General features: G+C 62.9%; 12 protein-coding genes. 10 read left to right on the top strand and 2 right to left on the bottom strand.

Annotated elements, in window-relative coordinates:
• The first annotated feature begins 179 nt into the window (after positions 1–179).
• From gpmI to APH27_RS06325, 4 genes are all read left to right on the top strand, one after another.
• Positions 180–1715: a 2,3-bisphosphoglycerate-independent phosphoglycerate mutase gene (gene gpmI / locus APH27_RS06340; protein WP_027921023.1), complete on the top strand. Its 1536-nt coding sequence runs from the start codon at positions 180–182 to the stop codon at positions 1713–1715.
• 141 nt (positions 1716–1856) lie between these two features.
• A complete protein-coding gene (locus tag APH27_RS06335; protein ID WP_027921022.1) occupies positions 1857–3152 on the top strand; it encodes a murein hydrolase activator EnvC in 1296 nt (431 codons plus the stop codon).
• 79 nt (positions 3153–3231) lie between these two features.
• A complete protein-coding gene (locus tag APH27_RS06330; protein WP_027921021.1) occupies positions 3232–4566 on the top strand; it encodes a S41 family peptidase in 1335 nt (444 codons plus the stop codon).
• A gap of 8 nt (positions 4567–4574) precedes the next feature.
• A complete protein-coding gene (locus APH27_RS06325; RefSeq protein WP_060484297.1) occupies positions 4575–5342 on the top strand; it encodes a divergent polysaccharide deacetylase family protein in 768 nt (255 codons plus the stop codon).
• Positions 5343–5347: 5 nt separating this feature from the next.
• Here APH27_RS06325 and APH27_RS06320 read toward each other — a convergent pair whose 3' ends face one another.
• Both APH27_RS06320 and APH27_RS06315 read right to left on the bottom strand, forming a co-directional pair.
• The gene (locus APH27_RS06320) at positions 5348–10018 is read right to left on the bottom strand and encodes a DUF6543 domain-containing protein (protein WP_060484296.1); all 4671 of its coding nucleotides are present in this window, start codon (positions 10016–10018) and stop codon (positions 5348–5350) included.
• A gap of 122 nt (positions 10019–10140) precedes the next feature.
• Positions 10141–12087 carry a BCCT family transporter gene (locus tag APH27_RS06315; protein WP_256208150.1) on the bottom strand — a complete coding sequence of 649 codons (1947 nt, stop codon included), beginning with the start codon at positions 12085–12087 and terminating at the stop codon, positions 10141–10143.
• A gap of 533 nt (positions 12088–12620) precedes the next feature.
• Here APH27_RS06315 and betI point away from each other — a divergent pair.
• The 6 genes from betI to selO all read left to right on the top strand — a co-directional run bounded on the left by betI (position 12621) and on the right by selO (position 23527).
• The gene (gene betI, locus APH27_RS06310) at positions 12621–13277 is read left to right on the top strand and encodes a transcriptional regulator BetI (RefSeq protein ID WP_027921017.1); all 657 of its coding nucleotides are present in this window, start codon (positions 12621–12623) and stop codon (positions 13275–13277) included.
• 37 nt (positions 13278–13314) lie between these two features.
• Positions 13315–14787: a betaine-aldehyde dehydrogenase gene (gene betB / locus APH27_RS06305; RefSeq protein ID WP_027921016.1), complete on the top strand. Its 1473-nt coding sequence runs from the start codon at positions 13315–13317 to the stop codon at positions 14785–14787.
• A gap of 77 nt (positions 14788–14864) precedes the next feature.
• Positions 14865–16562, top strand: a complete 1698-nt coding sequence (gene betA, locus APH27_RS06300) for a choline dehydrogenase (RefSeq protein ID WP_027921015.1) — start codon at positions 14865–14867, stop codon at positions 16560–16562.
• Positions 16563–16817: 255 nt separating this feature from the next.
• Positions 16818–18560 carry a potassium/proton antiporter gene (locus APH27_RS06295; protein ID WP_060484311.1) on the top strand — a complete coding sequence of 581 codons (1743 nt, stop codon included), beginning with the start codon at positions 16818–16820 and terminating at the stop codon, positions 18558–18560.
• A 35-nt stretch (positions 18561–18595) separates the two neighbouring features.
• Positions 18596–21904, top strand: coding sequence for a mechanosensitive channel MscK (mscK, locus tag APH27_RS06290; RefSeq protein ID WP_060484295.1), 3309 nt, complete (start codon positions 18596–18598; stop codon positions 21902–21904).
• A gap of 162 nt (positions 21905–22066) precedes the next feature.
• Positions 22067–23527: a protein adenylyltransferase SelO gene (gene selO / locus APH27_RS06285; RefSeq protein ID WP_060484294.1), complete on the top strand. Its 1461-nt coding sequence runs from the start codon at positions 22067–22069 to the stop codon at positions 23525–23527.
• Positions 23528–23634 lie beyond the last annotated feature (107 nt).

The raw sequence follows: 23634 nt of genomic DNA, 5'->3' as shown, positions 1-23634 counted from the left end.
CCGGCCAGTATACACAGCCCCCCAGTACCACCAAAGCCCGAAGGGTCGGTGGTAAAGGTACCTTCATGTTGCCGGGTTGCCCGCGTCGGTCGGGCAACCGGACGATTATTAGCCCCTGATGGCGCATTTGCCCTAAAATGCGTGTCTTTATCATCTTTGAACAACCGTGAGTTTGATTGATGACGAGTACGCCCAAACCCCTGGTGCTGATCATCCTGGATGGATTCGGCCACAGCGAAAGCCCCGAATACAACGCCATCTTCGCCGCCAACACGCCGGTCTATGACCGCCTGCGCGCCACCCAGCCGCATGGCCTGATTTCCGGCTCCGGGATGGATGTCGGCCTGCCGGACGGGCAGATGGGCAACTCCGAAGTCGGCCACATGAACCTCGGCGCCGGGCGCGTCGTCTATCAGGACTTCACCCGGGTGACCAAGGCCATCCGTGATGGCGAGTTCTTCGAGAACCCGGTGCTCACCGGCGCAGTGGACAAGGCAGTGGGCGCCGGCAAGGCCGTGCACATCCTCGGCCTGCTGTCCGACGGTGGCGTGCACAGCCATCAGGACCACCTGATCGCCATGGCCGAGCTGGCCGCCCAGCGTGGGGCCGAAAAGATCTACCTGCACGCATTCCTCGACGGCCGTGACACCCCGCCTCGTAGTGCGCAATCGTCGATCGAACTGCTCGACGCGACCTTCGCCAAACTCGGCAAGGGCCGCATCGCCAGCCTGATCGGCCGCTACTTCGCGATGGACCGCGACAACCGCTGGGACCGCGTCAGCGCCGCCTACAACCTGATCGTCGACAGCGTTGCCGATTACACCGCCGACACCGCACTGGCCGGCCTGGAAGCAGCCTACGCCCGCGACGAGAACGATGAATTCGTCAAGGCCACGCGCATTGGCGAGGCGGTCAAGGTCGAGGACGGCGATGCCGTGATCTTCATGAACTTCCGCGCCGACCGCGCCCGCGAGCTTTCGCGTGCCTTCGTGGAGCCGGACTTCAACGAATTCCCGCGTGCACGCCAGCCGAAAATGGCGGCCTACATCGGCCTGACCCAGTACTCGGCTAAAATCGCAGCGCCTGCAGCCTTCGCCCCGTCCAGCCTGAACAACGTGCTCGGCGAGTACCTGGCGAAGAACGGCAAGACCCAGCTGCGCATCGCCGAAACCGAAAAGTACGCGCACGTCACGTTCTTCTTCTCCGGTGGCCGCGAAGAGCCGTTCGAAGGCGAAGAGCGCATCCTGATCCCGTCGCCGAAGGTTGCCACCTACGACCTGCAGCCTGAGATGAACGCACCTGAAGTGACCGACCGTATCGTCGAAGCTATCGAGCAGCAGCGTTTTGACGTGATCGTGGTCAACTACGCCAACGGCGACATGGTCGGCCATACCGGCGTATTCGAGGCTGCAGTAAAAGCAGTCGAAGCCCTCGATACCTGTGTCGGGCGCATCGTCGAGGCGCTGGAGAAGGTCGATGGCGAAGCATTGATTACCGCAGACCACGGCAACGTCGAGCAGATGGAAGACGCGTGCACCGGCCAGGCGCACACGGCGCATACCAGCGAGCCGGTGCCGTTCATCTATGTCGGCAAGCGCAAAGTGAAAGTCCGCGAAGGCGGCGTTCTGGCTGATGTGGCGCCGACCATGCTGAAGCTGCTGGGCCTGGAAAAACCGGCAGAAATGACCGGCACCTCGATCCTGGTAGACGCCTGATTCGGTGTGCCGGGGCCACTTTGCAGGCCCTGTGCACATGAATTCCGGACCAACGCCTCGCTGCCCCGGCAGCGAGGCGTTTTTTTTGCCTGCCCGCACGGGCATACTAGGCCAGTCTCCATCCTTGGTACGCCAAACCCCATGCTACGCGCCCTGATCCCTTTAGCCCTGTCCTGCCTGCTCAGCCCGGCCTTTGCCGATGAGCGCGCACAGACCCAGCAGCAACTGGAAGCCACCCGCCAGGACATTGCCGAGCTCAAGAAGACGCTGGGCAAGCTCCAGGAAGAAAAAGCCGGCGTGCAAAAAGACCTCAAGGCCACCGAGACCGACATCGGTAACCTGGAGAAGCAGGTGGAGGCCCTGCAACAAGAACTAAAAAAGACCGAGGGCGAGCTGGAGCGCCTTGATACCGAGAAAAAAAAACTCCAGAGCGCCCGCGTTGAACAACAACGACTGATTGCCATCCAGGCCCGTTCGGCCTACCAGAACAACGGCCGCGAGGAATACCTCAAGCTGCTGCTCAACCAGCAGAACCCAGAGAAATTCGCTCGCACCCTGTCCTATTACGACTACCTGAGCAAAGCGCGCCTCGAACAGCTCAAGGCGTTCAACGAGACGCTACGCCAGCTGGCCAATGTCGAGCAGGACATTTCCCGCCAGCAGGAACAGCTGCTGGCCCAGCGCACCGACCTCGACACCCGCCGCCAGGCGCTGGACACCGAGCGCAGCAAGCGCCAGCAGGTACTGGCCAAGCTCAACAGCGACGTAAAAGACGGCGACCAGAAGCTGCAGGCCCGCCAACAGGACCAGGCCGACCTGGCCAAGGTGCTCAAGACCATCGAGGAAACCCTGGCCCGCCAGGCCCGCGAAGCCGAAGAAGCGCGCAAGAAAGCCCTGCTCGCCCAGCAGGAAGCCGAGAAGCGCCGCCAGCAAGAGGCCCTGGCCGCCCGTGCGGACAAAGAAGAAGCCGAGCCGCCGAAAAAGGCCCGCACCACCCTCGGCCCGCTGGTTTCCAGTGACGGAGCCAGCTACGGCGGTGCATTTTCTGCCGCGCGGGGAAAACTTCCCTGGCCGGTCAATGGTCGATTGCTGGCACGCTTCGGTGATGCACGCGGCAATGATGTCCGGGCCAAGTGGGATGGCGTGATGATCAGCGCCAGCCCTGGCACCCAGGTACATGCGGTGCACGGCGGGCGTGTGGTGTTTGCCGATTGGTTGCGTGGCGCTGGACTTCTGGTCATTCTCGACCATGGTAATGGTTACCTGAGCCTGTACGGCCACAACCAGAGCCTGCTCAAGAGTGCCGGCGACATCGTCAAGGCCGGCGAAGCCATTTCCACCGTTGGCGACAGCGGTGGCCAGGACAGTGCAGGCTTGTATTTCGCCATCCGCCAGCAGGGCCGGCCTACCGACCCTTCGCAGTGGTGCCGCGGCTGACACATTACATACGGTGTAGCACCAGGCGCTGCACCGATGCTCCGCAGGGAGCGCTTACAGGATCAGGAGTTCGTTCGACATGCTGCACTCGCCTCGCCTTACCCAGCTGGCCCTGACCATCGCTCTGGCGATCGGTGCGCCCCTGGCCAGTGCCGCGGAGCCGGCGAAAGCGTCGCCAGCCAAGGCTGCCGCAGTGCCAGCCACCGAAGTGACCGCCAAGGCGCCATTGCCGCTGGAAGAGCTACGTACCTTTGCCGAGGTCATGGATCGCATCAAGGCCGCCTACGTCGAACCTGTGGACGACAAGACCCTGCTGGAAAACGCCATCAAGGGCATGCTCAGCAACCTTGACCCGCACTCGGCCTACCTCGGCCCTGAGGACTTCCAGGAGCTGCAGGAAAGCACCAGCGGCGAATTCGGCGGCCTCGGTATCGAAGTGGGCCAGGAGGACGGCAATATCAAGGTGGTGTCGCCGATCGACGATACCCCGGCCTCGCGTGCCGGCGTGCAAGCCGGCGACCTGATCGTCAAGATCAACGGCGCCCCGACCCGTGGCCAGACCATGACCGAAGCGGTCGACAAGATGCGCGGCAAGATAGGTGAGAAGATCACCCTGACACTGGTGCGCGACGGTGGCAATCCGTTCGACGTGACCCTCGCCCGCGCGGTGATCCAGGTCAAGAGCGTGAAGAGCCAGCTGCTGGAAAGCGGCTATGGCTACATTCGCATCACCCAGTTCCAGGTCAAGACCGGTGACGAAGTCGGCAAAGCCCTGGCCAAGCTGCGCAAGGACAACGGCAAGAAGCTGCGCGGGGTGATCCTTGACCTGCGCAACAACCCCGGTGGCGTACTGCAGGCAGCAGTGGAGGTGGCCGACCACTTCCTGACCAAGGGCCTGATCGTCTACACCAAGGGCCGCATCGCCAACTCCGAGCTACGCTTCTCCGCCGACCCGGCCGACGCCAGCGAAGGCGTACCGTTGGTTGTGCTGATCAACGGCGGCAGCGCCTCGGCCTCGGAAATCGTCGCCGGAGCCCTGCAAGACCACAAACGCGGCGTGCTGATGGGTACCGACAGCTTCGGCAAGGGCTCGGTACAGACCGTGCTGCCACTGGCCAACGACCGTGCGCTGAAGCTTACCACCGCGCTGTACTACACCCCCAACGGCCGCTCGATCCAGGCACAGGGCATCGTCCCGGACATCGAAGTACGCCCGGCCAAGCTGACCGCAGACGCCAGCGACAACGACACCTTCAAGGAAGCGGACCTGCAGGGCCACCTGGGCAACGGCAACGGCGGCGCCGATCGCCCGACCGGTAGCAGCAAGCGCCAGGAACGCCCGCAGGACAGTGACTACCAGCTGAGCCAGGCGCTGAGCCTGCTCAAGGGCCTGAACATCACCAAGGGCGACTGATCCACCCCATGCGTTATCTGCTGTGTCTGCTGTTCTGCCTGATGGCCGGGGTCGCGCAAGCGGCGTCGGCCGGCAAGGCCTACCTGAGCATCATCATCGACGACCTGGGCCAGAGCACCGAGCGTGACAACCGCACGCTCGCCCTGCCCGGGCCGGTGACCATGGCGATCATGCCCGACACTCCACATGCCACCGACTTTGCCCGCCAGGCGCACAAGGCTGGTAAGACGGTGATCCTGCACATGCCCATGGACCCGGCCACCGGGCCCTACGCCTGGCACCCCGAACTACCGCTGCCAGAGCTGGCAAGCCGCCTTGAAGCTGCCCTTGCCAAAGTGCCGTACGCAGCCGGCATCAATAACCACATGGGCAGCCGCATGACCTCGCAGCGCGAAGCCATGACCTGGCTGATGGGCGAACTGCAGCGTCGGCATCTGTTCTTCGTCGACAGCCGCACCAGCGCGGCTACTGTGGCAGCGGCACAGGCTCAGGCTGCGGGCCTGGCGCACGTCTCGCGTGACATTTTCCTGGACGACGAGCGAACGGTAGAGGCCATCAACCGGCAGTTGCGCCAAGGTGTAGAGTTGGCGCGACGGCAGGGGTCGGCCGTGTTGATCGGCCACCCCTACCCTCAAACGCTGCAGGTGCTGGAGCGTGCGCTCCCGCAGCTGAAAGCAGAAGGGATTGTGCTGATCAGCCTTTCGCAGATGATTGCCGAACGTGGCAACCAGGCCATGCCCGCCCATGGCAAGCATGGCCGCTACAGCAACCGCTGAGCGTATCAGTCGAACGGGATGATGCCGTTGGCTTGCTCAAGCGTCAGCTTGCCTCGGTGAACCCTCACGTTACTGCCTGGCTGACTGCTCTGACGTCGTTGGCTCCAGGTTTTCAGATGCCCCACGGTGAACTCCCGGGCCAAAGCGTCGGCCGACGGCATGTGGAAGTGCGCCACCCATATCGGCCGCCCTGAATTGTCCCCAGGCTGCGTGAGGCGCTGGATGTGGTACTCGTCGAAAGTGGTGCCGTTTCTCATGACCTGCCTAGGCCCCGCGTAAACCACCTTGAGCAGTTGCTGCCCATGCAGAAATCGCAGGGCTTCGGCGGTCGGGTAGCTGGTTTTGGTGTACAACGTTATCAGCTTGAGCTGTTTTTCCGTGCGCAACCTGTCCGCGGCAGCTTCCACGCTTCTAATCAGGGCGGGGTTGGCGTTTTCACCGTTGAGCCTGGCAGCCTCGCCACTGAGCTTTTTCATTTGCCGGTCGAACAACCGCGTGAGCAGCGCAGCTTTGATATCGTTCTCGACGTATTCTGCGGCCTTGCTGATGAGCACGTCGTTTTCATCCAGCAAGCCTTGCACATGCATGGCGGCATCAGTGGGCGCATCCTCAGGCTCGGCCGGGGGCTGCGGCTCCTGCGTCAGGCGCTCATGCCATTCCCCATCACGCCAATCGAAGGTGGCCAGCACCGTACTGTCGAACGAATCACGCACTTCGAGCAGCTGTTGACCCTCCAACTCCCGTACGGTGCCGATCAAAATCTGCCCTTCGCTGTTGCGCACCACATGCTGGCGCTCGTTCGTTACGGCATAGGCAACACGCCTTGGCACCATACCGCCACCCTCTTGCTCCTGGATCGCATTGGCAACACGCGTGCCTGCATCGAGCTTGAGCCTTTCCAGCTCGAGGCGGTAGCGGTCGAGCATGTCGACCTCGATCAGCTCACCGCCTTCGTCACGGATACGCTTGCAGTTGAGCAGCGCGGCAGCATATTCGTCCCAGGCTTCCTGAAGGATGGAGATACGGTCCTCCACCGACAGATTGGCAAAATCGAGCTCACCGTGGGCGCCTGCCGCGTTGCGCAGGGCAAGCCCTGCCAAGTCATCCCTGTACCGAGCGATGCGCTGCTGGCCCACGGGAGTATCGAGATGCAAAGCCATGTCCGCCAGATTCAGTGCCTGATGAAAGCGCAGCTGTACAGTGCTGATGGTGCGTCTGGCGATCATCTGGGCAACTGTAACGGCGTTCGTTTCGCTGAGCGCAATCACGCGCTCCGCAGGCGTGTCGGCCAGTAGCACATCCAAGTTGCCGGAAGCCTTGAGCATCCTGTCCTGGAAAGCCACGGTTCGTTCCAGCTTCTGACGATACTGCGCATAGGTCTCACGCACCTGACCGATTGGGCGGCCATCCAGTCGCGCCTGCAACTCAACGAGGCCTGGGTAGTCGACCAGGTCCCACAGATCCTTGAGGATGAACTCGTTGTTACGGATCAGGAAGTTTTGAACACGCAATGTTTCGGCTGGCAGATGCTGATCCAGGCCGCTACGCCGCAGGGTGGCGAACTTGGGTTCTTGCAAGATCCCATAGTTCATCAGCACCTGCTCATCCGCCAGCACTGCCGACTCCAGGAAGCGTATTGATTCATCGCGTTTGATAAGGATCTGCGTGTTCCACTCGGCAAGACGTGCATCGTACCGGGCGACAAGCGCCACGGAATCCTGAAGATCATTGCCCTCGAGCGACGATTGCCTGGCCTGTTCCGCGTCCCGAAGCACATGCAACTTATCGACCTTACCCCGCAGCTCGGTCACCTCAAGTGCGCGCTGTGTGAATTGATCTGAAGCCTCATTGGTGCGCAGGGTGAACTCGTCGGCGGTGCGCTGCAGATTGAAAAAACGCTCGACAAGCTTCGCCCGCGCGCCCCCTCTTCTCATTCCCCCGGCCAGGCGCAGCGACTGGTCCACGCGCCAAGTGTCCATCGTAGAGACTAGCCACGGCCCATAGCCCCCATTGCCATCCATCACGCGTACGCCACCATCAACCAGCTCCACCGGGTAAGCATCACCTGCCATTGCGGCATAGAGCTGCCCGTCGATCTGGTACAGGCCTGCGGCCTCACCGGTACTTAACAGCGCCGACTCGTGCAGCGAAACGCTACTGCGCATAGCCCGCAATGCCTGACGCTGAGCGGGTGCTATCCAGTTGAAGCCCTGGTTGCCACGCCATGACAGGTCCAGCTGACGCCCAGGCAATGCCGCCAGCTCACCCAGGGTGGCTGAAGGCTTCGTGCTCGGCAGCACTGACACTTCGGCAAAAGTACCGTACTGAGAAGCCGGCCCCTCGAACGCCGAGGCGTCCACAGGCATCGCGTCGGCTACGGCTGGCGCGCTGGGCTGGTGCAGGTGCAGCAAGGTCATGCCCAGGTTCAACAGCAAATCCGCGGCCGCTGCTGAACGGCCAAACTCGCCCTGTTGCTCAAGGGCCTGCAGGTCATGCTCCAGCGAGCCCAGCAGCTGTGCCAGCCACGCCACTGTTGCCACAGGGCCACGCAGCACCAGCGTCACGACATCGAACAACAGCCAGGCACCCTGGGCCAGTGTTTTCCAGCGCCTTTCCACGTTGGACTCGGACTGCATGTCTGCTAACTCTACCAGCAGGTCGCGGTTGGCGTTATAGAGGTGTTCGTCCAGGTCTTTGAGCCAGTACTGCACATGGATGACGGGCGGCCCGGGGCGCTCGGGCAGGTCGTAGGGGTCGGCTCCAATGCTGCCGACATGCGGTTCGCGAAACCCTCCGTGATCGTAAATGTGTCGAACCTGAGGGTCCATCCATTCAAGAATGCTGGCCTGCAACAGCGGCGACTGCTGGATGTGCTCCAGCAATGCATCAAAGTTTGCGTATTCGCGTAGCGTGTCCTGTTTATACAGTGGGCGATAAAGCAGTACCCGCCCGGGTTCTCCGCAAATCAGCACGTACATGCCACGCACCGGGTCATGCAAGCGGGAATCAGGTTGGCGCCGGAATGCCAGCGGCATCAAGACCACGCGCGGCAATAGCGGATCAAGGTGGCCGGCGCAGAAGTCGACCACAGCCTGCAGACCGACATCGGTGATCTTGGCATCGAGCTTGGCCCCCAGCGCGCTGAACCACAGGCTGCTGCGCCACTCCCTGGCAAAGCGCTTCACCCGCTGCGGGCGCTGTTGAGGGTCATTCAACTGGGCAGCGACATATGCCGGGTAAGTTCCGCCGATGTCGACCTCGCGGACCAGTTGATTGACAGCGTCTGCATCCAGCCACGCGGGCGCGGCTTCGCCGTTGGAACGGTGCAGGCGTGTAATCACAGCACCTTTGAGCGCCCCAAGATGGCCGATGGCGAACTCGGTCAGGTTTCTTTGTCCCGCGATTTCCAAAGGCTCGCCACCACCTGCTCCCGCCCCTGCCCCGCCTGGTACACCACGCGCCACGGAGAACTCAAGAATCAGATCGTCGGGCGATGTGTCGTCACTGTACTTCAGCCGTATCTGCTCGCCCAGCCGCTGCCACGTATAGGTTTGCAGGCTCTGCACGCCATCCAGTGCAGCAACGCCATCAGCGTCCTGTTGCAGGGCGGCAAGCTGCTGCAAGGCGGTTTGGTAGGCAAAGCTGTCACTGCCAGAGCTTGCCCGCACCCCAAGGGGCGGCGGCACTGCCGCGGTGTCGTTGGGGTAGCTGGCGAACCACTGAGCCGGGTCGCTCAGCTGAGCAAACAGTTGTTCAAGTGCCGCAACATCCGCCAAGCGCCCGTAGCGTACCCGGTCGACCTGGGTGAACATGGTGTCCAGCAGCAATGCCGCTTGCTGCGCGAAGACATTGCCATCGACCGGGTACTGCTGCCACGACATCTCATCGAACTGATAGGTGAGTGCCAGCTCGTCGCGCAGGGCCACGGCAAAGGCGGCCAGCGACTCAAACCCGCGCACGCTCCCAGAGGGAGAGCACCACAACACCACCTGCCGCTCATCCCACTCACCCGTTACCAGCAAATGGCAGAGCATGATGTCCCAGCTGTGACTACCCGTGGTGAGGCTGGCCTGCACAAAGCTCACCCACGGCTGATCGCTGCTACCGCGAACCAGCCCACGGATGCAGGCCTGCTCCTGTGCGTCCAGTCCTTGCAAAGGCAGGCCGCGTTGCAGGGCAGTCTTCAACAACAACTGGATCCATTGGTCACGACTGACCCCGGCGTTACCTATCCCCGTCCAATAGCCGAGTTGAGCCTGGCAAAAGGACTCGGGGATCTGCTCGATCAACGCATTGAGCGGGGCGGTAAGCCCGGTGAGGCTGCGGGTGTCGAAGGCACTGTCCGAGCCGGGGAACCGGTAGGGGTCGACGAGGCCAAGGTTGTAATGGCGCCCGTCGACAGGTTCCAGGTCTACGGTGTTTGATTGCAGCAAGGCCTGCAATATCCGGTCAACGAGCGGCTGAGTGGTCCAGTAGGCCGCAGAGGGGTCAGGGCTGTCCAACATCAACGCATCTGCCGAAGACAAGGCGGGCTGCACCGAGGCCAGCCATGGCAGTTCTACCAGCAACACCTTGAGCAACTGCTCGCTCACGACTTGGCGCAGGGTGGGTCGGTCGCTGAAATGCACTGCGGCTGCGCGGTTGAAATCGAACGTAAGGGCGGGGGAAGCGGGCATGCGTAGGCACTCCTGATGAAAGAGCAGGAAGCCTTGCGTAATGGTTTGTGGTTCAGGTGGTACTTATTACGTAGCGACACGAAACAGGCCCTGCTTGGGACAGGGCCTGTTTCCAAAGCCAATCAGCTGTACACGCGCCCCAACAGCTGGCGGTGGCTCTCGAACTGGTCCAACACATCACGCACGATCTGCTCCGGCGCAAAGCCCATCAGGTCGTACTCCTGGCTGCCGTCGTGCAGGTACACCTCGGCACGGTAGAAGCGCTGGCGCACTTCCGGCTCGCCTTCCACCGGTGCTTCGCTCGGCGCGGCCATGTAGCCGTCCAGGCTCACTTCGTAAACGAACGGGTTACCCTCGTCCATCATCACCCGCAAGCCCATCATGTTGCGCGACTGGCCAACACGGGTCTCCACTTCGAAACCAAGGGTCTGCAACTGCGCGGCAGCTTCTTTAAGCGCCGGGCTGACCTGCTTGTCCATGAAGCGCTGCACCACGGCCTGGGTCGGCTGCAGGTCCAGCTGGCTGAGGCGCTCGCTGAAACCACGGCGGCCACGGGCAGCCAGTTCGGCGCGCTCGCCTTCGACGGCGACGTCCTGCTTCATGGCCTTGTACAGGCCGAACATGAACAGCACCAGCACTACCGAGAACGGCAAGCCCGCCAGCACCACCATGGTCTGCATCGCTTCGAAGTTACCGGCGAACAGCAGGCCGATAGTGACCAGGGTGATGATCACCGACCAGAACACCACCATCCAGTGCGGGGCATCTTCGTCGACCTTGCCGCCTTTGCACGACAGATTGGCCATCATCACCGCGCCAGAGTCGGCCGGGGTGAGGAACAGCACGAAGCCGACGAATACCGCCACACCAATCACGATCTTGGCCGCAGGGAAATATTCCAGCAGCTGGTAGATCGACATCGAAGGCTGCTCAAGCGCTGTCTTGCCAAGCTCCACGGCACCGTGGTTGATCACCAGGTCCAGCGCGGTGTTGCCGAAGATCGACAGCCAGGCCAGGGTGAAACCCAACGGGATCAGCAGCACGCCGCTGACCAACTGGCGCACGGTACGGCCCTTGGAGATACGGGCAATGAACATGCCGACGAATGGGCCCCAGGAAATCCACCAGGCCCAGTAGAACACGGTCCACAGGCCCAGCCAGCGCTCGGACTTACCGGCCTCGCCTTCATATACGTAAAGGTCGAAGGTCTTCAGCACGATGCCGTTGAGGTAGTCGCCGACGTTCTGCACGAAGCCGTTGAGCAGGTGCAGGGTCGAGCCGCCCAGCAGGACGAATATCAGCAGGCCGCTGAACAGCATGATGTTCAGGTTGGACAGGCGGCGGATGCCGTTTTCCACACCCGAAACCGCTGCCACGGTCGCAACGCCCGCCATGACCAGGATCACTACCAGCAGGTTGGTCTTGGTGTGGTCCATGCCGAACAGATATTCCAGGCCCGAGGCCACCTGCATCGAGCCGATCCCCAGGTTGGTGACCAGCCCCAGCAGGGTGACGAACATGCCGAAGATGTCCACGGCATTGCCCGCAGCGCCCTTGACCCAGCGCTCACCGACCAGCGGGTACAGCGCCGAGCGCAGGGCCAGTGGCTGGTTGTGGCGGTAGGCGAAGTAACCCACGGCCAGGCCGACCAGGGCGTAGATCGCCCAGCCGTGCAGGCCCCAGTGCAGGAAGGTCAGCTGCAGGCCCTGGCGCGCAGCCTCGAGGCTGGCAGGGGTACCTTCCGGTGGGTTGAAGTAGTGGTCCAGCGGTTCGGAGGCGCCGAAATACAGCAGCGAGATACCGATACCGGAGGAAAACAGCATGCCGGCCCAGGCGCCGTAACTGAAGTCGGGCTGGTCGTCCTTGCCGCCAAGCTTGAGCTTGCCGTAGTCGGAGAAGGCCAGGTAGACGACGAACAGCAGGTAGCTGCAGATCACCAGCATGTAGTACCAGCCGAAGGTGCGCGTCAGCCATTTCTGGGCCATGCCCAGCACCTGGCCGGCGGTTTCGGGTACAGCGATAAGCAAGGCAGTCAGAACAAGGATCATCAGCGCGGAGGTGAAGAACACCACGCGGTTGACCCGTACCCTCTCGGCGGGGGGCTTGGTAAGTGAGGCAGAACTCATTGCACGAATGCTCCGGGCAGTGCAGCTGTGGAGGCTAATCAGTCTTTCCCGAGCAATTGGTGGAATATCCCCACTGCATCAGGTGTTATAAAAGCACCCTGGAAACCGTGATCCCGAATCGAAACGTTGCAAAAAAACAGACAGGTGGCCTGCTGAAAATGCCACGCCTCAGCTGAGGTGCGCGCATTCGTCACAGATCACCCCGCCCGCTCCAAGGGCCTGTCGCAGGCCAGCGGCCGTACGGCAGAATCTGCATTTCGCATCGCTCATGCCCGTCAACGCCTTGTATTCCGGGGGTTACGCGATTTCCTGGGGTGTCAATCCGTGCCTCATTGACCTCTTGAAAGAGTGTCAATGGCACAAATTGTCGCAGAGCTTATTCTTTATTGATTGAACGTTCAATCAAAACAAAATAGACTGGTCTTCGCCGAGTCAGCCGCCTGTCGTCTGCTCGCAGGGCCTGAGGAGATAGCAAGATGCCCAAGGTCGGTATGCAACCCATCCGCCGCCAGCAGTTGATCGAAGCCACGTTGCAGGCGGTCGATCAGGTCGGACTGGGGGACGCCAGCATTGCGCTGATTGCCCGTTTGGCCGGTGTGTCGAACGGCATCATCAGTCACTACTTTCGGGACAAGAACGGCCTGATCGCAGCGACGATGGGTTACATCATGAACATGCTCAACGAAGGCGTCAGAGCACGTCGCCAGGCCCTGACAGACGACAGCCCGCGCGCCCACCTGAAAGTGATCATCGAGGGCAACTTCGATGCCAGCCAGGTGAACGGCCCGGCAATGAAAACCTGGTTGGCCTTCTGGGCTTCCAGCATGCACCAGCCCGATTTGCACAGGTTGCAGCGAATCAACGATCACCGCCTGTACTCCAACCTGTGCTGCCAGTTCCGCCGCGCCCTGCCGCTCTACCATGCGCGCAAGGCAGCCCGCGGCCTGGCGGCCCTGATCGATGGCTTGTGGCTGCGTGGTGCCCTGTCGGGGGATGCATTCGACACCGACCAGGCAATACGGATTGCATACGAATACATGGATCTACAACTGGCTAAACAGCACACCCTGGACACAACCGACCAGGCCGCTGATCGAGCACGCACGGCGCTTGCCAACCCGGCAGGAGCGTGACGCGCAGCCAACCACACACTGCACTTGCGAGGACACTATGGCCCGTTTCGGAACGCAAAAACTCTACATTGATGGCGCTTACGTCGACGCTGGCAGCGACGCCACTTTCGAAGCCATCAACCCGGCTACGGGCGAAGTCCTCGCCCACGTGCAACGTGCCACCGAGGCTGACGTCGAGAAGGCCGTGGAAAGCGCCGAGCGCGGCCAGAAGGTCTGGGCAGCAATGACTGCCATGCAGCGTTCGCGCATCCTGCGTCGCGCCGTCGACATCCTGCGCGAGCGCAACGATGAACTGGCCATGCTGGAAACCCTGGACACCGGCAAGTCGTACTCTGAAACCCGCTACGTCGACATCGTTACCGGCGCCGACGTGCTCGAGTACTACGCAGGCCTGGTACCGGCCATCGAAGGTGAGCAGATCCCGCTGCGCGAATCCTCCTTCGTCTACACCCGTCGCGAGCCGCTGGGCGTGACCGTCGGTATCGGCGCCTGGAACTACCCGATCCAGATCGCCCTGTGGAAATCCGCCCCGGCCCTGGCCGCTGGCAACGCGATGATCTTCAAGCCATCGGAGGTCACTTCGCTGACCACCCTGAAACTGGCCGAGATCTACACCGAAGCCGGCCTGCCGAACGGCGTGTTCAACGTCCTGACCGGCAGCGGCCGCGAAGTCGGCACCTGGCTGACCGAACACCCACGTATCGAGAAAGTCTCCTTCACTGGCGGCACCACCACCGGCAAGAAGGTCATGGCCAGCGCCTCGAGCTCGTCGCTCAAGGAAGTCACCATGGAACTGGGCGGCAAGTCGCCACTGATCATCTGCGCCGACGCCGATCTGGACAAGGCCGCCGACATCGCCATGATGGCCAACTTCTACAGCTCCGGCCAGGTGTGCACCAACGGCACCCGCGTATTCATCCCGGCTGAAATGAAGGCTGCCTTCGAAGCCAAGATCGCCGAGCGCGTTGCCCGCATCCGTGTTGGCAACCCGGAAGACGAAAACACCAACTTCGGCCCGCTGGTCAGCTTCCAGCACATGGAAAGCGTGCTCGGCTACATCGCCAAAGGCAAAGAAGAAGGCGCCCGCGTGCTGTGTGGCGGTGAGCGTCTGACTGCCGGTGAATTCGCCAACGGTGCCTTCGTCGCGCCGACCGTGTTCACCGACTGCAGCGACGACATGACCATCGTCAAGGAAGAAATCTTCGGCCCGGTGATGAGCATCCTCACCTACGAAACCGAAGAAGAAGTCATCCGCCGCGCCAACGACACCGACTACGGCCTGGCCGCCGGCGTCTGCACCAACGACATCTCGCGCGCCCACCGCATCATCCACCAGCTGGAAGCCGGTATCTGCTGGATCAACGCCTGGGGCGAATCGCCAGCCGAAATGCCGGTTGGCGGCTACAAGCAGTCGGGCGTCGGCCGTGAGAACGGCGTCAGTTCGCTGGCTCAATACACTCGCATCAAGTCGGTCCAAGTCGAGCTGGGCGGCTACAACTCGGTTTTCTAAGCCCTGTCTAGCCACGCCCGTGCCACTGCGCACGGGCGTTTCCGCTCCCTGATCACCGCCAACACGAGGGTACTTCCATGTCCCAAGAATTCGATTACATCATCGTCGGCGCAGGTTCCGCCGGTAACACCCTGGCTGCCCGCCTGACCGAAGACGCAGGCGTTACCGTACTGCTGCTCGAAGCCGGTGGCCCCGACTACCGCTTCGACTTCCGCACCCAGATGCCAGCCGCCCTGGCCTTCCCGCTGCAAGGCCGCCGCTACAACTGGGCCTACGAGACCGACCCGGAGCCGTTCATGGACGGCCGTCGCATGGAATGTGGCCGCGGCAAGGGCCTGGGTGGCTCGTCGCTGATCAACGGCATGTGCTACATCCGCGGCAACGCCATGGACTTCGACGGCTGGGCAGAACTGCCAGGCCTGGAAGACTGGACCTACCTGGACTGCCTGCCGTACTTCCGCAAGGCCGAAACCCGCGACATCGGCCCGAACGACTACCACGGCGGCGATGGCCCGGTCAGCGTGGCCACGCCGAAAGCCGGCAACAACCCGCTGTTCCACGCCATGGTTGAAGCCGGCGTGCAGGCCGGTTACCCGCGCACCGAAGACCTCAACGGTTACCAGCAGGAAGGCTTCGGCCCGATGGACCGTTCGGTGACCAAGAACGGCCGCCGTTCCAGCACCGCCCGTGGTTACCTGGACCAGGCCAAGAAGCGCCCGAACCTCACCATCGTCACCCACGCCCTGAGCGACCGCGTGCTGTTCGACGGCAAGCGTGCCATTGGCGTGACCTACCTGGTCGGCGACAGCGAAGAGCGCGTCGAAGCCCGTGCCCGCAAGGAAGTGATCGTCAGCTCCGGCGCCATTGCTTCGCCGCAACTGCTGCAGCGCTCCGGCGTCGGCCCGCGCGCCCTGCTGGAAAGCCTCGACATCCCGGTCGTGCACGACCTGCCGGGCGTCGGCGAGAACCTGCAGGACCACCTCGAGCTGTACCTGCAGTACGCCTGCACCCAGCCCGTGTCGCTGTACCCATCGCTGCTGTGGTGGAACCAGCCGGCCATCGGTGCCGAGTGGATGTTCAAGGGTACCGGTATCGGCGCCAGCAACCAGTTCGAGGCCGGTGGTTTCATCCGCACCCGCCCTGAGTTCAAGTGGCCGAACATCCAGTACCACTTCCTGCCGGTGGCGATTAACTACAACGGCTCCAACGGCGTGAAGGAACACGGGTTCCAGGCGCACATGGGTTCCATGCGTTCGCCTGCCCGTGGTCGCGTCCAGGCCAAGTCGAAAAACCCGCGCCAGCACCCGAGCATCCTGTTCAACTACATGTCCACCGAGCAGGACTGGCAGGAATTCCGCGACGGCATCCGCCTGACCCGCGAAATCATGGCCCAACCGGCGCTGGACCCGTATCGCGGCCGCGAAATCAGCCCTGGCGCCCACGTGCAAACCGATGAAGAGCTGGACAAGTTCATCCGCGAGCACGCCGAAACCGCCTTCCACCCTTCCTGCTCGTGCAAGATGGGCACCGACGACATGGCGGTGGTCGACGCCGAAGGCCGCGTGCATGGCATGAAAGGCCTGCGCGTGGTCGATGCATCGATCATGCCGCTGATCATCACCGGCAACCTCAACGCCACCACGATCATGATCGCCGAGAAAATCTCGGACAAGATCCGTGGCCGCAAGCCGCTGCCACGCAGCACCGCCAAGTACTATGTGGCGGGCGATGCACCGGTGAGGGGCAAGCCGATGCGTGAAGTGAAGCAGGCGTAAGCCGGTACTGGCCCCTTCGCGGCTAAAGCCGCTCCCACAGGTAGCGCATCGCTTTCGAGCCTTGTGATCACCCTGTGGGAGCGGGTTTACCCGCGAAAGGGCCATGCCAGGCATCATAGAAAAAGGCACCCATCGCGGTGCCTTTTCTACATCTGCAGAAACGCTTTACATGCTGCCAATTCATCAGGTTAGAATCGATTGGCACGCGACTTGCCAGTCAAGCCCCCTTCCCGCGATATCCCGGAGTACCTGCCTTTGGATGCAAGCACCATCAACAGCCTGTTTCTGATCGGCGCATTGCTGGTGGGCGCAAGTATCCTGGTCAGTTCGCTGTCGTCTCGCCTGGGCATCCCTATCCTGGTCATCATCCTCGCCGTCGGCATGGTCGCTGGTGTCGATGGTGGCGGCATCATCTTCAACAACTACCCGACCGCCTACCTGGTGGGCAACCTTGCACTGGCCGTGATCCTGCTCGACGGTGGCCTGCGTACGCGGGTGGCAAGCTTCCGCGTGGCACTGTGGCCTGCGCTGTCGCTGGCCACAGTCGGCGTGATGATCACCACCGCGCTCACTGGCCTGGTGGCCGCCTGGCTGTTCCACCTGAGCCTGATCCAGGGCCTGCTGATCGGCGCCATCGTCGGCTCTACCGACGCTGCGGCGGTGTTCTCGCTGCTGGGCGGCAAAGGCCTGAACGAGCGGGTTACCGCTACGCTGGAAATCGAGTCGGGCAGCAACGACCCGATGGCGGTATTCCTCACGGTCACCCTGATCGACATGATCGCCAGCGGCCAGACCGGCCTGCACTGGAGCCTGCTGACCCACCTGCTGCGCGAGTTCGGCATCGGCAGCTTGCTGGGGCTGGGCGGCGGCTGGTTGATGCTGCAGCTGGTCAACCGTATCAACCTGGCCGGCGGCCTGTACCCGATCCTGGTGGTGGCCGGCGGCCTGGTGGTGTTTTCGCTGACCAACGCCCTGCATGGCAGCGGCTTCCTCGCCGTGTACCTGTGCGGCCTGGTGCTGGGCAACAAGCCGATCCGCAGCCGCCACGGCATCCTGCACATGCTCGACGGCATGGCCTGGCTGGCGCAGATCGGCATGTTCCTGGTGCTGGGGCTGCTGGTCACCCCGCACGACCTGCTGCCCATCGCCCTGCCGGCGCTGGGCCTGGCGCTGTGGATGATCCTGGTGGCGCGGCCGCTGTCGGTGGCCGCCGCCTTGCTGCCCTTCAAGGCCTTCCATGGCCGCGAGAAAGGCTTCATTTCCTGGGTCGGCCTGCGCGGCGCGGTACCGATCATTCTGGCGGTGTTCCCGCTGATGGCCGGCCTGCCGGACGCCCAGCTGTTCTTCAACCTGGCGTTCTTCATCGTGCTGGTGTCGCTGCTGGTGCAAGGCACCAGCCTGCCGTGGATGGCCAAGCTGCTGAAAGTGACCGTACCGCCAGACCCGGCACCGATTTCCCGCTCTGCCCTGGAAGTGCACATCACCAGCGAGTGGGAGCTGTTTGTGTACCGCCTGGGTGCCGAAAAATGGTGCATCGGCGCCGCCCTGCGCGAGCTGAAAATGCCCGAAGGCACGCGGATCGCCGCCCTGTTCCGTAACGAGCAACTGCTGCACCCGTCGGGCAGTACCGTGCTGGAAGTAGGCGACATGCTTTGCGTGATCGGCCACGAACACAACCTGCCGGCGCTGGGCAAACTGTTCAGCCAGGCACCCCAGCGTGGCCTGGACCTGCGGTTCTTCGGCGATTTCGTGCTCGAAGGCGATGCCGAGCTGGGCGCGGTGGCCGCCCTTTATGGCCTGAAACTGGACGGCCTGGACGCGAAGATGCCGCTGGCGCAGTTCATCCGACAGAAGGTCGGAGGCGCTCCAGTAGTAGGTGACCAGGTCGAATGGCATGGCACGATCTGGACGGTGGCGACCATGGACGGGAACAAGATCCAGAAAGTCGGCGTCAGATTCCCCGAAGGAACGCGACCCGGACCAGGATTGTTCCTCTAAACTTCGTTTCTGCCGGATCCCAAAGTAGTCTGCCTATGTCCCTGCGCGTGTACCTTCGCACAGCCCTGCTCGGGCTGTGCCTGTCCCTTTCTTTCGCGGTCAACGCGGCAGAAGCCCCGACCACCGCCAGCATCCAGAACAGCCTCGACAAGATCGCCGAGCGCAAGCTGCCCGAAGCTGACCAGAAGGCCTTGCAGCAGGTGCTCGAGCAAACCTTGAGCCTGCTCAACAGCAAGGAAGACAGCGAAAAGAAGCTTGCAGCGCTCAAGCAGCAACTGGCCAGCGCCCCCAAGGAAACCAGCGACAGCCAGAAAGAACTGGCCAGGCTCAAGGAGAGCAAGCCGCAACCGGTCGCCCAGCGCTATGCCAACCTGACCGTGCCCCAGCTGGAGCAGATGCTCAGCGAGCGCAACACCCAACAGGGTGAGCTGCAGAAGGCACTGTCCGAAGCCAATAGCCTGATCATCAACTCGCAGACTCGCCCCGAGCGGGCCCAGGCCGAGATCAGCAACAACCAGACCCGTACCCAGCAGATCAACAACAGCCTCAAGAGCGGCAAGGACGGCGGCAAGTCGATCAATGCCGACCAGCGCAACCAGCTCAATGCCGAACTGGCCTCGCTCAACGCGCTGACCCTGCTGCGCCGCCAGGAGCTGGCCGGCAACGGCCTGCTGCAAGACCTTGGCAACGCCCGCCATGACCTGCTGATCGAGCGTGCCGCACGCCTGGAGCAGGAGATCCAGGACCTGCAGACGCTGATCAACGAAAAGCGCCTGGCCCAGTCCCAGCAGACCGTCACCCAGCAGTCGATCGAAGCGCAAAAAGCCGGTGGCAGCAGCCTGCTGGCCACTGAAAGCGCTGCCAACCTCAGGCTCTCCGACTACCTGCTGAAAAGCACCGACCGCCTCAACGAGCTGACCCAGCAGAACCTGCGCACCAAGCAGCAGCTCGACAGCCTGACCCAGGCCGACCAGGCGCTGGACGAGCAGATAAACGTGCTCAAGGGCAGCCTGCTGCTGTCGAAGATCCTCTACAAGCAGAAGCAAGCGCTGCCGCACCTGAAGCTTGACCGCGACCTGGCCGACCAGATCGCCGATATCCGCCTGTACCAGTTCGAGATCAACCAGCAGCGCGAGCAGATGAGCAGCCCGGTGGCCTACGTCGACAAGCTGCTGGCCAACCAGCCTCAGGAAGACGTCACCCCGCAGCTGCGCAAGGCCCTGCTGGAAGTGGCAATCACCCGCAGCGACCTGCTCGAACGGCTGAACCGCGAGCTGTCGGCACTGCTGAACGAGTCGATCACCCTGCAGCTCAACCAGAAGCAACTGCTCGGCACCGCCCAGGGCCTGCGCAACACCCTCGACGAGCAGATGTTCTGGATCCCCAGCAACAAGCCACTGGATTGGGACTGGCTCAGCTTCGTGCCGACCCGTTTGCCCGAACAGGTCGCCAGCTTGCCCTGGGGCTCGGGCATCAAGGAAGTGGCCGATGGCCTGAGCCAGCGCCCGTTGCTGTTCCTGCCCCTGCTGCTGGCCATCGGTGGCCTGCTGTGGCGGCGCAAGTACCTGTATCAACGGTTGGGCAAGGTGCATCAGGATATCGGCCACTTCCGCCGTGACAGCCAGTGGCACACGCCCCAGGCCATCCTGATCAACATCCTCCTGGCGATGCCGGTGAGCCTGGGCCTGGCGCTGTGCAGCTATGCCCTGCAGATCGACGCCCGCGGGCAGAACGCCAACCTCGGTGCAGCGCTGTGGCAACTGGCCCAGGCCTGGCTGGTGTTTTACACCGCCTACCGCATCCTCGCCCCCGGCGGCGTGGCGGAAATCCACTTCCGCTGGCACAAACCCCAAGTCGAATTCCTGCGCGGCTGGGTTCGCCGGCTGGGCACTGTGGTACTGGCGCTGGTCGGTGTGGTGGCGGTCGCCGAGCACCAGCCTTCGGCCTTGGCCGACGACGTGCTCGGTATCGGTGTTGTACTGACCTGCTATGCGCTGATGGCCTGGCTGCTCAGCCGCCTGCTGCTCAGCAGCCCGGCGCACCGCGACACCTCGCTGTTCCGCAAAGCGGTGGGGGTGGCCTTCACCGCCCTGCCGATCGCGCTGTTCGTGGCGGTCTGCTTCGGCTACTACTACACCGCACTGAAACTGACCGACCGGCTGATCTATACCCTCTACCTGCTGCTGTTCTGGTTGGTGATCGAAGCGGCCTTCGTCCGTGGCCTGTCGGTAGCGGCGCGGCGCCTGGCTTATCAGCGGGCACTGAGCAAGCGCCAGGCCGCCAAGGAAGGGCTGGACGGTGAAGTCATCACCGAAGAGCCGACCCTGGACATCGAACAGGTCAACCAGCAGTCGCTGCGCCTGATCCGCCTGGCCCTGCTCGGCGGCTTCATCGCCGGCCTGTACTGGGTCTGGTCGGACCTGATCTCGGTGTTCGCCTACCTCAACAACTTCACCCTGTACGAATACACCAGCGGCACCGGCAGCGCCGCCAGCATGGTGCCAATCAGCCTCGGCGACCTGCTCGGCGCCCTGGTGATTGTGGGCATAACCTTCGCCTTGGCCGGTAACTTGCCGGGCCTGCTGGAAGTACTGGTACTGTCGCGCCTGAACCTCGCCCAGGGCAGCGCCTACGCCACCACCACGCTGCTGTCGTACACCATCGTCGGCGTCGGCATCGTCAGCACCCTGTCGACCCTTGGGGTGAGTTGGGACAAGCTGCAATGGCTGGTGGCGGCGCTATCGGTAGGCTTGGGCTTCGGCATGCAGGAGATTTTCGCCAACTTCATTTCCGGCATCATGATCCTGTTCGAGCGCCCGGTGCGGATCGGCGACACCATCACCATCGGCAACCTGTCCGGAACGGTCAGCAAGATCCGCATCCGCGCCACCACCATCACCGACTTCGACCGCAAGGACATCATTGTCCCCAACAAGACCTTCATCACCGGCCAGCTGATCAACTGGTCGCTGACCGACACGGTCACCCGGGTGACGCTGAAGCTGGGCATCGACTATGGCTCCGACCTGGACCTGGTGCGCGACCTGCTGCTCAAGGGCGCCCACGAGAACCCGCGGGTGCTCAAGGACCCGGAGCCGATCGTGTACTTCCTGAACTTCGGCGAGAGCTCGCTGGACCATGAGCTGCGCATGCATGTGCGTGACCTCGGCGACCGCAACCCGACGCTGGACGAGATCAACCGCTACATCAACCGCGAGTTCAAGGCCCACAACATCAAGATCTCGGTACGCCAGGTCGAGGTATTCCTGATGGACCCGAAAGGGGGCAAGCAGCAGTTGATCCCGATGGAGCAACCTAAGCCGGATGGCACTGCTTCAGCCTGAGTGGGCTCGAATACTTTATTCTGTGCAAATCCCCTGCGAGGGCTTCGCCCTCGTTTGCGGGCAAGCCCGCTCCCACAGAGACCGCATAGTACCTGTGGGAGCACGCTTGCCCGCGAAGGGCCGTCAAGCGGCCCCGATGTCCCGACTTCAGGAGCCGGCCCCGTGAAAGCCCTCGACCATCTCAGCTTCGACAACCGCTTCGCCCGCCTGGGCGATGCGTTCTCCACCCAGGTCCTGCCCGAGCCGATCGCCGAGCCGCGTCTGGTAGTGGCGAGCGAGTCGGCCATGGCCCTGCTCGACCTCGACCCTGCCCAGGCCGAACTGCCGGTATTCGCCGAAATATTCAGCGGTCACAAGCTCTGGGAACAGGCCGACCCGCGAGCGATGGTCTATTCCGGCCACCAGTTCGGCTCCTACAACCCGCGCCTGGGCGATGGCCGCGGCCTGCTGCTGGCCGAAGTGCTGAATGACCAGGGCGAACACTGGGACCTGCACCTCAAGGGTGCCGGCCAGACGCCGTACTCGCGCATGGGCGACGGCCGCGCCGTGCTGCGCTCGTCGATCCGTGAATTCCTCGCCTCCGAAGCCCTGCACGCCCTAGGCATCCCCACCAGTCGGGCGCTGTGCGTGATCGGCTCGAGCACCCCGGTGTGGCGCGAAACCCGCGAAAGTGCGGCTATGCTCACCCGACTGGCGCAGAGCCATGTGCGCTTCGGGCATTTCGAATACTTCTACTACACCAAACAGCCCGAGCAGCAGCGGGTGCTGATCGACCATGTGCTGGAGCAGCACTACCCCGAATGCCGCGATGCCGAACAGCCGTACCTGGCGATGTTCCACACGATCGTCGAGCGCAACGCCGCGCTGATCGCCCGCTGGCAGGCCTATGGCTTCTGCCACGGAGTGATGAACACCGACAACATGTCGATCCTCGGCATCACCTTCGACTTTGGCCCGTTCGCCTTCCTCGACGACTTCGACGCCAATTTCATCTGCAACCACTCCGACGACCGTGGCCGTTACAGCTACGCCAACCAAGTGCCCATCGCCCACTGGAACCTCAGCGCCCTGGCTCAGGCCCTGACCACAGTGATCGAGGTCGAACCGCTCAAGGAAGCGCTGGGCCTGTTCCTGCCGCTGTACCAGGCGCACTACCTGGACCTGATGCGCCGGCGCCTGGGGCTGACCACTGGCGAAGACGACGACCTGGCGCTGATCGAGCGCCTGCTGCAGCGCATGCAGAGCGGTGGCGTGGATTACAGCCTGTTCTTCCGCAGGCTGGGGGAGCTACCCGTTGCCGAAGCACTGAAGGGGGTGCGCGACGACTTCATCGACCTCGCCGGCTTCGATGCCTGGGGCGCGGATTACCTGGCCCGTTGCGCGCGCGAGCCCGGTAATGCCGAAGGCCGCCGTGAGCGGATGCATGCTGTGAACCCGCTGTACGTGCTGCGCAACTACCTGGCGCAAAAGGCCATCGAAGCGGCCGAAGCGGGGGACTACAGTGAAGTGCGGCGGCTGCATCAGGTGCTGAGCAAGCCATTCGAAGAGCAGGCTGGAATGCAAGGCTACGCCGAGCGCCCACCGGAGTGGGGCAAGCACTTGGAAATCAGCTGCTCATCCTGAAACCTGGCGCCGCTGCGCGGCCCTTTCGCGACACAAGGCCGCCCCTACAGACCTGCGCGAGCCCTGTAGGAGCGGCCTTGTGTCGCGAAAGGGCTGCGCAGCAGCCC

The organism is Pseudomonas sp. NBRC 111123 (genome assembly GCF_001320205.1).
Classification (GTDB): domain Bacteria; phylum Pseudomonadota; class Gammaproteobacteria; order Pseudomonadales; family Pseudomonadaceae; genus Aquipseudomonas; species Aquipseudomonas putida_J.
This window is presented reverse-complemented; position numbering and strand designations above follow the sequence as displayed.